At 67.3% G+C, this 12,436-nt stretch carries 14 protein-coding genes; 11 read left to right on the top strand and 3 right to left on the bottom strand.

Features of this window, described 5'->3' with window-relative positions:
• Nucleotides 1-107 precede the first annotated feature (107 nt).
• A complete protein-coding gene (locus JZ791_RS33850) occupies nt 108-1,025 on the top strand; it encodes a sulfurtransferase (RefSeq protein WP_216900238.1) in 918 nt (305 codons plus the stop codon).
• Between the two features lie 99 nt (nt 1,026-1,124).
• A complete protein-coding gene (locus JZ791_RS33845) occupies nt 1,125-2,921 on the top strand; it encodes an acetyl-CoA carboxylase biotin carboxylase subunit (RefSeq protein WP_216900236.1) in 1,797 nt (598 codons plus the stop codon).
• A 104-nt stretch (nt 2,922-3,025) separates the two neighbouring features.
• Here JZ791_RS33845 and JZ791_RS33840 read toward each other — a convergent pair whose 3' ends face one another.
• The gene (locus JZ791_RS33840) at nt 3,026-4,408 is read right to left on the bottom strand and encodes a serine/threonine-protein kinase (RefSeq protein WP_216900234.1); all 1,383 of its coding nucleotides are present in this window, start codon (nt 4,406-4,408) and stop codon (nt 3,026-3,028) included.
• A 227-nt stretch (nt 4,409-4,635) separates the two neighbouring features.
• Here JZ791_RS33840 and JZ791_RS33835 point away from each other — a divergent pair, with 227 nt between their 5' ends.
• The 4 genes from JZ791_RS33835 to JZ791_RS33820 all read left to right on the top strand — a co-directional run bounded on the left by JZ791_RS33835 (nt 4,636) and on the right by JZ791_RS33820 (nt 6,684).
• A complete protein-coding gene (locus JZ791_RS33835) occupies nt 4,636-5,079 on the top strand; it encodes a DUF1707 SHOCT-like domain-containing protein (protein ID WP_216900232.1) in 444 nt (147 codons plus the stop codon).
• Nucleotides 5,080-5,418, top strand: a complete 339-nt coding sequence (locus JZ791_RS33830) for a GNAT family N-acetyltransferase (RefSeq protein WP_216900230.1) — start codon at nt 5,080-5,082, stop codon at nt 5,416-5,418.
• Nucleotides 5,419-5,608: 190 nt separating this feature from the next.
• The gene (locus JZ791_RS33825; RefSeq protein WP_216900228.1) at nt 5,609-5,797 is read left to right on the top strand and encodes a hypothetical protein; all 189 of its coding nucleotides are present in this window, start codon (nt 5,609-5,611) and stop codon (nt 5,795-5,797) included.
• A gap of 83 nt (nt 5,798-5,880) precedes the next feature.
• The gene (locus tag JZ791_RS33820; protein WP_308163240.1) at nt 5,881-6,684 is read left to right on the top strand and encodes a biotin--[acetyl-CoA-carboxylase] ligase; all 804 of its coding nucleotides are present in this window, start codon (nt 5,881-5,883) and stop codon (nt 6,682-6,684) included.
• A gap of 72 nt (nt 6,685-6,756) precedes the next feature.
• On the opposite strand, the gene JZ791_RS33815 is transcribed toward JZ791_RS33820, so the two are convergent.
• Entirely contained in the window at nt 6,757-7,707 is a 951-nt protein-coding gene (locus JZ791_RS33815; protein WP_216900226.1) for an acyl-ACP desaturase, read from the bottom strand.
• 113 nt (nt 7,708-7,820) lie between these two features.
• On the opposite strand from JZ791_RS33815, the gene JZ791_RS33810 reads away from it, so the two are divergent.
• From JZ791_RS33810 to JZ791_RS33800, 3 genes are all read left to right on the top strand, one after another.
• On the top strand, nt 7,821-8,357 hold the full coding sequence (locus tag JZ791_RS33810; protein WP_216900224.1) for a PH domain-containing protein: 537 nt from the start codon (nt 7,821-7,823) through the stop codon (nt 8,355-8,357).
• Between the two features lie 76 nt (nt 8,358-8,433).
• The gene (locus tag JZ791_RS33805; RefSeq protein WP_216900222.1) at nt 8,434-9,111 is read left to right on the top strand and encodes a response regulator transcription factor; all 678 of its coding nucleotides are present in this window, start codon (nt 8,434-8,436) and stop codon (nt 9,109-9,111) included.
• A 2-nt stretch (nt 9,112-9,113) separates the two neighbouring features.
• Nucleotides 9,114-10,424, top strand: a complete 1,311-nt coding sequence (locus tag JZ791_RS33800) for a sensor histidine kinase (protein WP_216900220.1) — start codon at nt 9,114-9,116, stop codon at nt 10,422-10,424.
• A 3-nt stretch (nt 10,425-10,427) separates the two neighbouring features.
• On the opposite strand, the gene JZ791_RS33795 is transcribed toward JZ791_RS33800, so the two are convergent.
• The gene (locus tag JZ791_RS33795; RefSeq protein WP_216900218.1) at nt 10,428-10,973 is read right to left on the bottom strand and encodes a GtrA family protein; all 546 of its coding nucleotides are present in this window, start codon (nt 10,971-10,973) and stop codon (nt 10,428-10,430) included.
• A gap of 80 nt (nt 10,974-11,053) precedes the next feature.
• Between JZ791_RS33795 and JZ791_RS33790 the strand changes: the two genes are divergently transcribed.
• On the top strand, nt 11,054-12,253 hold the full coding sequence (locus JZ791_RS33790; protein ID WP_438804586.1) for a 5-(carboxyamino)imidazole ribonucleotide synthase: 1,200 nt from the start codon (nt 11,054-11,056) through the stop codon (nt 12,251-12,253).
• A 46-nt stretch (nt 12,254-12,299) separates the two neighbouring features.
• Nucleotides 12,300-12,436 (top strand): AIR carboxylase family protein (locus JZ791_RS33785; RefSeq protein WP_216900257.1); only part of this gene is annotated, 137 nt, incomplete at its 3' end.

Genomic DNA, 12,436 nt, shown 5'->3' with positions numbered 1-12,436 from the left:
TCATTCATCCGATTCATGATGTGCGGACCATTTGCTGTAAGGGTGCACCCTTACCATCGGAGTGGAACCGTCGACCACCGTCTATCTCGCGTGAAGGACCAACTGCCGTGCCCGTCGCCCCGGACCCTCATCCTTCGTTCGACTCTCACGCATACCCTCACCGACTAGTAACCACTGAATGGCTATCGGCAAACATCGGCGCGGTCGGACTCAGGATCGTCGAGTCCGACGACGACGTTCTCCTGTACGACATCGGACACGTGCCCGGTGCCATCAAGATCGACTGGCGGGCCGAGCTTACCGATCCGCTGACCCGGGACGTCGTCGACGGCGCGCGTTTTGCCGAACTGATGCAAGCGAAGGGTATTTTGCGTGAAGATACCGTGGTTGTCTACGGAGACAAGGCCAACGGCACCGCGGCGGCGACGGCTTGGGTCTTCGACCTGTTCGGGCACCCGGATGTGCGTCTGCTCGACGGCGGGCGCGGCGCCTGGATCTCCGAGGCGCGCGACACCGTCTTCGAGGTGCCCGAGGCGGGCCTGGGGCAGTACCCGGTCATCGAGCGCGACGACACGCACACGCGGGCGTTCCTGGCCGACGTGCGCGAGCACCTGGGCCGCCCGCTGATCGATGCGCGCGCGCCCGGGGAGTACTCCGGAGAGCTGGACCGCATCCTGGACCGCCCCGACGAGCAGGCGCTGCGCGCCGGGCACATCCCGACGGCGGTGAACATCCCGTGGACCGCGGCGACCGGACCGGACGGGCGGTTCCTGCCGAACGCGGACCTGGCCCGGATCTACGAGCGATATCCGACCGAGGCCGAGGTGATCGTCTACGACCGGATCGGCGAGCGGGCCGCGCATACCTGGTTCGTGCTCACCTGGTTGCTGGGCCTCGAACGGGTGCGCAACTACGACGGCTCGTGGACCGAATGGGGTAACGCGGTGCGGACTCCCATCGTCAAGGGTGGTGAACCGGGTACGGTGGTATCGATGCCGGGTGCGGCGGCGATACCCCGTGTGTAATTGCTCTCCTACTCTGTAGTAGGACTATCCGGGTTCGGGTTCTATTGGCAGACTGCCTACACTCGCCCGAGACGAAAGTTTTCTCCCACAGGAGGCTCAGTGCCCAACCATGCCAACGCGCAGATCACGAAAGTCCTCGTAGCCAACCGGGGCGAGATCGCCGTGCGTGTGATCCGGGCTGCCAAGGATGCCGGGATCGCGAGTGTCGCGGTGTACGCGGAGCCGGATGCGGATGCGCCGTTCGTGAAGTTGGCCGATGAGGCGTTCGCGTTGGGCGGGCAGACCTCGGCCGAGTCGTATCTGGTGTTCGACAAGATTCTGGATGCCGCCCGTAAGGCGGGGGCGGACGCGGTGCATCCGGGGTACGGGTTCCTGTCGGAGAACGCGGATTTCGCGCAGGCGGTGCTGGACGCGGGGCTGATCTGGATCGGGCCGTCGCCGCAGTCGATTCGGGATCTGGGCGACAAGGTGACCGCGCGGCATATCGCGCAGCGGGCCGAGGCGCCGATGGCCGCGGGCACGAAGGATCCGGTCAAGAACGCCCAGGAAGTCGTCGAATTCGCGAAGGAGTACGGGGTTCCGGTCGCGATCAAGGCCGCGTTCGGCGGTGGCGGGCGTGGCATGAAGGTCGCGCACACCATCGAGGAGATCCCGGAGCTGTTCGAGTCGGCCACGCGTGAGGCGGTCGCGGCGTTCGGGCGCGGTGAGTGCTTCGTGGAGCAGTACCTGGACAAGGCGCGGCACGTCGAGGCGCAGGTGATCGCGGATACGCACGGCAATGTGGTCGTGGCCGGCACGCGTGACTGCTCGTTGCAGCGGCGGTTCCAGAAGCTGGTCGAGGAGGCTCCGGCTCCGTTCCTGTCTGATGAGGTGCGGGCGAAGATCCACGAGTCGGCCAAGCGGATCTGCCGTGAGGCCGGGTATTACGGCGCGGGCACGGTGGAGTACCTGGTGCAGGGCGAGACGGTGTCGTTCCTGGAGGTGAACACCCGTCTGCAGGTGGAGCATCCGGTGACCGAGGAGACCGCGGGCATCGACCTCGTGCGTCAGCAGTTCCGGATCGCCGAGGGACACGAGCTGAGCATCACCGAGGATCCGACACCGCGTGGGCATGCCTTCGAGTTCCGGATCAACGGTGAGGACGCGGGTCGTAACTTCCTGCCCGCGCCGGGTCCGGTGACCGTGTACAAGGAGCCCAGCGGCCCGGGCGTGCGGATGGATTCCGGTGTCGTCGAGGGCAGTGTCATCGGCGGGCAGTTCGATTCGATGCTGGCCAAGCTGATCGTGTACGGGGAGAACCGCACCCAGGCGCTGGAGCGGGCGCGTCGCGCGCTGGCGGAGTACCAGATCGAGGGTCTGGCGACGGTGCTGCCGTTCCACCGGCACATCGTGTCGAACCCGGCGTTCATCGGGGACGGCACGAAGTTCGACGTGTACACCAAGTGGATCGAGACCGATTGGGACAACCCGATCGAGCCGTACACCGGTGGGCAGCCGATCGAGGAGGACGAGTCCGCGGCGCGTCAGACCGTCGTGGTCGAGGTCGGTGGGCGCCGCCTGGAGGTGTCGCTGCCGGGTCAGTTCTCCGTGGGTGCGGCTCCGGCCGGCAACGGTGCGCCCGGTGCGCTGCGTAAGAAGCCCAAGCCGCGCAAGCGGGGTGGCGGCGCGGGTGCGGCGGCGTCGGGTGATTCGGTGACCGCGCCGATGCAGGGCACCGTGGTCAAGGTCGCCGTGGAGGAGGGCCAGAACGTGGAGGCGGGTGACCTGATCGTGGTCCTCGAGGCCATGAAGATGGAGAACCCGGTCAACGCGCACAAGGCCGGTGTGGTCACCGGACTGGCCGTCGAGGCCGGTGCGGCCATCACCCAGGGCACCGTGCTCGCCGAGATCAAGTAGGGCACAACAAGTTTCAGGAGCCCGCCTGCTCGTATGAGCAGGCGGGCTTTTTCGTACGACCTGCACTGCCGTGCGGAGCACGAGGCCGGTTCTCCGACGGGCTGTTACCGATTCTGCTCGGGTGCTACGAAGTTTGGCAGGCCGGGGATTGTCATCGACGGTGGCAGACCCGGGATGGTCGGCGGATTCGGTCCGATGCCGAAGGTCAGAGTCGGCACGGGGTAGGAGAAGGTCAGAGTGTAGTTGAACGGTGATCGCTCGGGCACGGTGGTCGGGGCGGCCGATGTGGTCGGCTCGAGGGAGGTCGCGGGTCCTCGGAAGTCGCTGCCGCCGGACAACAGTTCCGTGCAGCTGGCCACCACCCCGAACAGGACGAGCAGGAATATCGACGCCGCGATGATACCTACGGCCTTGCCGGTGAGTAGCGGATTGCGCCGCGGTACAGGCGCTCTGACGAGTTCCGGTCTCCCGGTGGGTGGCGGGTTCGGTGTCGCGAGCACCCTGGTCGGATTCGGATGCGCGGGCGCTTCGCTCGGGTCTGTCTCGGTCATGATCCGGGTCGGGCCGGGATCCGCTGTGAGCGAGTCGAATTCGGCCACGGTGAGTCTCGACGTCGGCATCGCCCGATCCGGGGCGCCGCCCGGCCGAGGCGCGGACTGTTCGAGATATGGGGGTGTTCGCGGAATCGGTTGTGCCATACCGATCGCCGACAGCGCCGCCGCGGCCAGCTCACCGGCGGTGCGGTAGCGATCTTCCGGTCTCTTCGCCATACCCCGGGCGATCACCGCGTTCAGCGCCTCCGGTGCGAGCTCGACGTACGGTGGGTCCTCGTGCAGGTGGGCGTGCAACTGTCGTGCCGGGTCTGTGTCACCGAAAGGTCTTTGCGCGGTGAGGCATTCGTAGAGTACACAGGTCAGTGAATAGATGTCCGAGCGCGCGTCGCCCTTGCCGGTGAACCGTTCGGGCGCCATGTAGGCGAGGGTTCCGATAGTGAAACCCGTTGCGGTGATTGTTGTCTGGTTCGTGGCGCGGGCGATGCCGAAATCTATCAGGTAGGCGAATCCGCTCGCGTGCACGATGATGTTGGCGGGCTTGACATCTCGATGCACGAGTCCGGCCGCGTGCGCGGCGTCGAGGGCCTGTGCGACCTGGGCGACGAGATCCACGGCCTCGGTCGCCCGCATCGCTCCCAGCTGTAGCCGTCGCGCTACGTCGATGCCGGAGATGTAGGCCATGTCCAGGAACAGCCTGCCCCGGTACACCCCGAACGTGTGGATCGGCACGACATGCGGATTATTCAGGCGCGCACCGATACTCGCCTCGCGATCGAAACGGCGCCGATAGTCCGGATCCTGTGCGGCGGTGACGGACAGAATCTTCAGCGCCACCGCGCGATCCGTGCGCGCGTCGTGTGCGAGCCATACCTCGCCCGCCGACCCGCGTCCGATCAACCGGTCCAGGCGGTACTCGCCGAACTGCTCCGTCATCAGTACCCCTGAGCAGATCTGCCGGGCCGGGACCGGGACAGGAAAAGGACGGACGCGACGGTATCCCGGGTGCGGACGGACGGCTCTCGGGACGACGACGCGGCGGGCCCGGACCTGGGGACGGCCGGGCCGGTACAGACGCCGCGCTGCCGGAACATGGTTCGACCATAAACCGCTCACGTGCGCCGGAGCCAGTGTGATTCGCGCCCCTGGGCTAATCTCGTCCTATGGCCGATTCACCCGAAATCCGCATCGGTACAGCGGAGCGTGAGGACGCCATGCGGCGTCTTTCGGATCATTTCGCGGCCGGTCGCCTGTCGGTCGCGGAATTCGACGAGCGCAGCGCGAAGGTCGCGGCGGCGATGACCCGCGGCGATCTCGTGCCGGTATTCGCCGATCTGCCCGAGCCCGTCGCGCCGCCGCAGCCCGCCCCGGCTCCGCGGCCCCACGACCGGAAGACCGATGTGCGCGGTGCGGTGACGGGTCTGGCCGTGATCGTGGCGCTGGTGCTGTTCTTCGTCACTCACACCTGGCTGTGGTTTCTGCTGATTCCGGCGGCCGCGATCGTGGTCGGTGGGGCCACGCAGTCCGGTCACGGGCACCGCGGCGATCGGCGGATCGAGCGTGGTGATCGGCGGATCGAGCGCCGCGGCCGACGGCGGGACCGGTAGATGGAACCGGTCGAGATCAACGCCGGTACGTGGTATCTGCGCGCCCTGCGTGCCGACGATCGCATCGATGACCGACCGGCCCTGGCCGACGGCGGAATCACCGATCCGGACTACGTGAACGCGCGTGCCCGCGGCTGGCAGGAGGAGGCCGGCTATTCCTGGGCGGTCTGCGAACCCACCACCGCCGAACTCGTCGCCGAAATCGTGGTAACGCCGTACCCCGATGGGACAGCTGATATTTCAGGCTGGCATCGGAAGGGTTTCGCTACCGCACTCGAGGTCGCGCGGCCCGCCGTGCGTCGCTTCGTAGAGGGTGCGCTGGGCCTTCGAGCAGTCTGAGGCGATGCGCCTACTCGCCGGTCCGGATGCTGCGCTAGCAGACGTTTTCCGCAATCTATTACCTGAAACATATTGTGCAACAACGTATTTGAATCCTACATCCTTCCGAACGCAATAAAATTCGCTATCTTTGGGTCTTCGAGGACGCTACGGTGAGGTTTCCTGAAATCGAGCGCTGGGGAGGCGCATCATGTGGGAATGGAGTAGAACCGTCGCGGAGAGAGCCGCGGCGGCCGTGCAGAGCAGCTGGCAGAGTAGGGAACCGCGCCCGACCGTCGTCGACCCGGAGCCCTGGCGTGAACAGGCCGACCGTGGGGATCGGCACGACGGCGCGAACCTCGACTCGTCCGACATGGTCGCTTACATCCTCGCAGGCTGAGGTAAGCGCATCGACACGATGGCGCCGCGCCCACCCGGGCACGGCGCCATCGCCGTATCCGGGCTCGAGGTAGCCTCCCAGGCGTGCACAGACCCCCCTTGGACGTCGCTGAGCTGCGGCGCAGTATCGCGCAGTCGCCGGATCTCGCGTTTTTTTCGCGGATCGACGTGGTGGAATCGACCGGATCCACCAATGCCGATCTGGTCGCCCGGGCGGCCGCCCCGGACGCGGACCGGCATGTGCTGATCGCCGAGGCCCAGCAGCACGGTCGCGGCCGCCACGAGCGGCAGTGGTCGAGCCCGGCGCGTGCCCAGCTCTCCATGTCCATGCTGGTGCGGCTGCGGGGAATCGTCCCCGACGCGCTGGGCTGGCTGCCGCTGCTGACCGGGGTCGCGGTGGTGGACGCGGTTCGCGCGAATACCGGGTTGAACGCGAACCTCAAGTGGCCCAACGATGTTCTCATCGACGGCCGCAAACTGGCGGGTATCCTCGCCGAGGTGGCGGTCGCCGGGAGCGAACCCGCCGTGGTGATCGGGGTCGGGCTCAATGTCAGCCTCGCGCAGGACGAACTGCCCGTTCCGCACGCCACCTCGCTCACGGTGGCCGGTGCGCCCGACGTCGACCGCACCGCGCTGGTGCAGTCGATCCTGCGCGAATTCGCACGGTATTTCGCGCGATGGCAGGCCGCGAACTGGGATACCACCGGTCTGGCGAAGGATTACCGTGAGCGCTGCGTCACTCTCGGCGCGCAGGTCCGGGCGGAATTGCCCGGAGGCGAGGTCCGCACCGGCATCGCCACCGATATCGACGAGCACGGGCGGCTGATCATCGGCGATCGGGCGGTCGCGGCGGGTGACGTGACGCACCTTCGCCCGGTGCAGGACTAGTGCGACGACAGATGAACAGCCCCCGCCTGTTTCGATGAAACAGACGGGGGCTGCGTTGTGCGGCAGTCGAATCTATACCGTCGCCATGGCCCGCTGGGCCTCGCGCGCGAGCAGGCGGTCGCGCTGCTCCTCGAACTTCAGCACGTCCTTCTCCTGCTTGTCCACGTACGCGGCCAGGCGTTCGCGCGCCTGTTCGCCTCGCGGGCCGAAGTCGTTGCGCTCGAAGATATCCCACTGCTTGAGCACCGGCATGACGACTTCCTCGTGATGCTGGCGCAGATCGTAGATGCCGTGCTTGGCCATGATCACACCGTTGCGCCGGAAGTCGGGCATGCCGGCGCCGGGCATGATGAAGTTGGTCAGCACCCTGACGATCGCCTCGATCGCCTGGTCCGGCGCCAGGTCCAACCCGGCCCCGCACATCGTGCGGTAGAAGATCATGTGCAGGTTCTCGTCCAGGGCTATGCGCTGGAGCAGGCGGTCGGCGACCGGGTCGTCGCAGACCTTGCCGGTGTTGCGGTGCGCCACCCGGGTGGCCAGTTCCTGGAAGGTCACGTAGGCGACGTTCTGCAGGAACCCGCCCCAGTCGGCGGGGGACTGGGCGCCCTGCGTCATGTGGATCATGCGGGCCTGCTCGAGGGCGACCGGGTCGACGCCGCGGGTGACCACGAGGTAGTCGCGGATGGCGATGCCGTGGCGGTTCTCCTCGGCGGTCCAGCGGCCCACCCAGGTGCCCCAGGCGCCGTCCTGGGAGAAGTTCTCGGCAATCTCGCGGTGATACGAGGGCAGATTGTCCTCGGTGAGCAGATTGGTGATCATCGCGATCTTGGCGACCTCGCTGAGCCTGGACTGGGACGGATCCCAGTCCTGGCCGCCTAGGGCGGCGAAGTTGCGGCCCTGGTCCCACGGCACGTAGTCGTGGGGATGCCATTCCTTTGCCATCGACAGATGCCGGTCGAGATTCTGCTCGGCCACTGGCTCGAGCTCTGTCAGGATTTCCAGCTGAGTCAGTTCCTTGGTCACACGCGCCTCCGCTGTCGCAAATCAACGTTCGAACGGTTATGTGGTGCGGGCTAACTGTGGTGATGAGAATTCGGTGCCGCCATTCTGGCATGGTCGCGCGGTAGGGTTCGTGTATGGGTTATCCGGAGGGGTTGCTCGCACCGGACGAGCATGTGCTGCTGCACCGTCACCCGCACTGGAAGATGCTGTTCTGGCCCGCCGTGACGTTCATCGTGGCCTCGGCCGTGGCCGGATTCGCCGGGGGAGTGGTGTGGCAGCGCATGGATGGGACGCTGCGGGAGGCAGTGCTGATCGCCATCGCCGCGGTCTGGGCCCTACTCGTGCTTTGGCGCTGCGCCGGCGCGGTGATTCGCTGGCGCACAACACATTTCATCGTCACCGAGCGCCGGGTGCTGGTTCGCGAAGGAGTGCTCACCCACACCGGACGTGATATTCCGCTCAATCGCATTGCGAGCGTGGAGTTTCGCAATGGGCTGTTCGAGCGAACGCTCGGCACCGGCACGCTCGTCATCGACGCCGCCTCGGGTGATCCGCTGGAGTACCACGACATTCCAGGGGTGGAGCAGGTGCATTCGCTGCTCTATCACGAGGTCTTCGATACCGGCCGGTACGACACAGGGTACGACCGCGGCGCTCCCCGGGGACCGTGAGCCCGCGGGGCGGGTGGGCTCGCGTTACCGCTTATCTGCCCACGGTCGCGGAGATCAGCGACGTAGTCTTGTCCCCGTGACAGCCGTATTGCTCGCCGAAGATGACGAGGCTATCGCCGCACCGCTGTCCCGTGCGCTGGGGCGCGAGGGCTATTCGGTGACCGTGGAAAGTTTCGGGCCCGCGGTGCTGGAGCGTGCGCTGCACGGCGAGCACGACCTGCTGATCCTGGATCTGGGCCTGCCCGGTATGGACGGGCTGGAGGTGTGTCGCCAGGTGCGCGCCAGCGGCGCCGATCTGGCGGTGCTGATGCTCACCGCGCGCACCGACGAGGTCGATTTCGTGGTCGGCCTGGACGCCGGGGCCGACGATTACGTCGGCAAGCCGTTCCGCCTGGCCGAACTACTGGCCCGGGTGCGAGCGCTGTTGCGGCGCAGCGGAATCGGTGACGACGTTGTCGAGATCGGCGGCGTCCGGCTGGAACCGCAGGCGCGGCGGGTGCTGGTCAACGGGCACGAGGTGAACCTGGCGAACAAGGAGTACGAACTGCTCAAGGTGCTCATCGACCGGGCCGGTCAGGTGGTGCCGCGCGAGGCGATCCTGCGCGAGGTGTGGGGCGACGCCGATCTGCGCGGTTCCAAGACGCTCGATATGCACATGTCCTGGCTGCGCCGCAAGATCGGCGACGAGGGCCCCGTCGCCGAGCGGCGGATCGTCACCGTGCGCGGTGTCGGCTTCCGCTTCAACACCGATTGACGATGCGCCGCCGAATATTGCGGGCGATGCTGGCCGCGCTGCTGCTCACGACGGTGGTGCTCGGCATACCGCTGGCGTTCACAGCCTGGCAGTGGGTGGCCGATATGAACCGCAACGATCTGCAGGCGCGCCTCGAGCGCATGGCCCAGGAGGTCCGCGGCCAGGAGCAGGTGGACGGTCTGGTCCACGGCACGCTCGATCTGCACCTGGTCCAGGCGCTGATCCCGCCGGGCGGCAAGCTGACGATCATCTACCCGACGCCCGAGGACGCGGCGCTGAGCGTCACCGCGGGCGCCGCGAGGGTGAACGATCCGGTGGCGCAGTCGCTGTCCATGGGCACCTTCGGCTCGCTGCGCCTGGAACAGCCCGCGGACCGCATGCACGCGATGCAGTGGCAGGCCGTCGGCGCGGTGGCGCTGGTGGCGGTGGCCTCGCTGTCCGCGGGTGTGGCGGTGGCGGTGGTCACCGCGCGCCGGGTGGCCGATCCGCTGCGCGACGTCGCCGGCCGGGCGGCGCGCCTGGCCCTGGGCGATTTCCGACTGGAGACGCGGCGTCACGGCATCACCGAACTCGATCGCGTCTCGGACGTCCTGGACTCGGCCGCGATCGAGATCGCCGGCCGCCTGCAACGCGAACACTCGCTCGTCGCCGACGTCTCCCACCAGTTGCGCAGCCGCCTGACCGCCGTTCGCCTGCGCCTGGACGAGCTGTCCGAACATCCCGATCCGGCCGTGGTGCACGAGGCCGAGGAGGCGATGGCGCAGGTCGACCGCCTCACCGCGGCCATCGACGAACTGGTGCGCACGTCCCGGGACGAGAACGCCGCCAACCGCGACCCGGTGCCGGTGGTGCAGGAACTGCGCGGTGTGGTGGCCGAATGGCGGCATCCGTTCGCCGAAGCGGGTCGTCAGCTGATTCTCGCGGGCGACCCCACACTGCGTGCGCCGGTGACCGCGTCCCGTCTGCGCGAGGCTCTCGCGGTTCTGGTGGACAACGCCCTGATGCACGGCGCGGGCGACTGTACGGTATCGGTGCGCACCGTCTACGGCGGTCCGGATCGTGAACCGCTGGTCGCGGTGGAGGTGGCCGACGAGGGCATCGGCGTCAGTGATGAACTCGCCCCGCATATCTTCGACCGCGGCTTTTCCGGGGCGGGATCGACCGGTGTCGGGCTGGCGCTGGCGCGGGCGCTGATCGAGGCCGATGGCGGACGCCTCGAACTTCAGCGCCGTCGGCCGGCACTGTTCGCGATATTCCTCGGCAAACCGACGCCCGTGCGGTCCGGCGCCGGAGTGGCGGGCGAACCTCGATAGTCCTCAGCTGTGGCCGAGCTGCTGTTCTTCTTCGTAGAGGTCCTCGAACTCGCCGACCAGGGCCTCGATTTCGTCGGGGAACACCCAGCGCTTCATGGTCCAGTACCGGAACGCCATCTGCAGCAGGTTGCCGATGATGAAGGCGCTGACGAAGTCCGCGATGTTCTCGACGGTCAGGCTGACGTGCGGGGTGCGCAGCTGGAAGACGTAGCTGGACACCCACAGGGGCAGCATGCTCAGCGCGACGCCGATGCCGCTGACCACGAAGAACAGTAGGGCCTCATGGTGACGTTCGCGGCCGCCGCGGCCCTTGAACGACCATTCACGGTTGAGGATGTAGGAGGCGATGACCGCGACCACACCGGAGATGATCTTGGCGGTTATCGGTTTGGGAGCGAGCACCGTCAACTTCAGGATGTAGAAAATCCCGCTGTCGATGATGAATGTGGTCCCTCCGACAATGGCGAATTTGATCAGCTCATTGTGGCGAAGGACGAGGTCCCGCACAGTTTTGGGCAGGATGTTGACCACGTTGTCGACTAATGACACCGCATGAGTCTACGTCCGATGCGAATCGGGCAACCAACCCGCACGCGATCGCAGCGTCCGGACCATGACACTATTGGCCCGTGACCTCCCGCTCTTTCGATAGATCACGTATGCCCACCGTGACCATGATCGGCGGTGGCCAGCTGGCGCGCATGACACATCAGGCGGCCGTCGCGCTGGGACAGCGTCTGCGGGTACTGGCCGAGAGCCCGGACGATCCGGCCGCCCAGGTGACCCCCGAGGTGGTGCTGGGCGCACACACCGATCTGGCGGCGCTGCGCAAGGCGGCCGTCGGCTCGCACGCGGTGACCTTCGACCACGAGCACGTGCCGACCGAACACCTCGAGGCCCTGGTCGCCGAGGGTGTCAACGTGCAGCCGTCGCCGGGGGCCCTGGTCTACGCCCAGGACAAGCTGGCGATGCGGCGCAAGCTGGCCGCGCTCGGCGCACCGGTCCCGGCATTCACCGAGGTGACGACGGTGGACGACGCGCTGCGATTCGGCGCGGAACACCGCTGGCCGATCGTGCTCAAGGCGATCCGCGGCGGATACGACGGGCGCGGCGTGTGGATGGTCGACGGCCCCGATGACGTTGCCGCTGTCGTCAGTGAGCAGAAACTGCCGCTGCTGGCCGAGGAGAAGGTGTCGCTGCGCCGGGAACTGTCGGCGATGGTCGCTCGCTCACCGTTCGGACAGGCGGCGGTGTGGCCGGTGGTGGAGACAGTGCAGCGCGACGGGCAGTGCGCGGTCGTGATCGCTCCCGCACCCGATCTGTCCGAGGAGCTGTCCGACGAGGCCGAATCGCTCGCGCTGCGCCTGGCCGGGGAGCTGGGTGTCACCGGCGTGATGGCGGTCGAGCTGTTCGAGACGCACGACGGCGAACTTCTGATCAACGAGCTCGCCATGCGCCCGCACAACTCCGGACACTGGGGTATGGACGGCGCGGTCACCGGGCAGTTCGAGCAGCATCTGCGCGCGGTACTCGACTATCCGCTCGGCGACACCAGCCCGCTCGCCCCGGTGACGGTGATGGCCAATATCCTGGGCGCACTCGAGGCCCCGGCGATGTCGATGGACGAGCGGCTGCACCACCTGTTCGCCCGCATGCCCGAGGCGCGGGTGCACCTGTACGGCAAGGGCGAGCGCCCGCACCGCAAGATCGGCCACATCAACATCCTCGGCGACGACGCGGCCACCGTGCGGGAGAAAGCGGAGCGTGCGGCGCACTGGATGTCGCACGCGGTATGGACCGACGGATGGGATCCACACGGTGAGCACTGAGACGGTACCCACGGCCGGGGCGCAGGGTCCCCTCGTCGGCCTCATCATGGGCAGCGACTCCGACTGGCCGACCATGGAGGCCGCTGCGGAAGCCTTGGCGGAGTTCGAAATTCGCTTCGAAGTAGGCGTGGTCTCCGCCCACCGCACCCCTCAGCGCATGCTCGACTACGCCCGAGGCGCCGC

Source organism: Nocardia alni, from assembly GCF_019038435.1.
Classification (GTDB): Bacteria; Actinomycetota; Actinomycetes; order Mycobacteriales; family Mycobacteriaceae; genus Nocardia; species Nocardia alni.
Note: the sequence above shows the minus strand (reverse complement) of the source record. Positions and strands in the feature narration are given on the sequence as shown.

Bases quoted from the DNA above. Each gene is read 5' to 3' on its own strand.
- JZ791_RS33835 (WP_216900232.1), top strand. From the start codon at position 4,636: ATGGCCGATTCACCCGAAATCCGCATCGGTACAGCGGAGCGTGAGGAC.
- JZ791_RS33840 (WP_216900234.1), bottom strand. From the start codon at position 4,408: ATGACGGAGCAGTTCGGCGAGTACCGCCTGGACCGGTTGATCGGACGC.
- JZ791_RS33830 (WP_216900230.1), top strand. From the start codon at position 5,080: ATGGAACCGGTCGAGATCAACGCCGGTACGTGGTATCTGCGCGCCCTG.
- JZ791_RS33825 (WP_216900228.1), top strand. From the start codon at position 5,609: ATGTGGGAATGGAGTAGAACCGTCGCGGAGAGAGCCGCGGCGGCCGTG.
- JZ791_RS33810 (WP_216900224.1), top strand. From the start codon at position 7,821: ATGGGTTATCCGGAGGGGTTGCTCGCACCGGACGAGCATGTGCTGCTG.
- JZ791_RS33800 (WP_216900220.1), top strand. From the start codon at position 9,114: ATGCGCCGCCGAATATTGCGGGCGATGCTGGCCGCGCTGCTGCTCACG.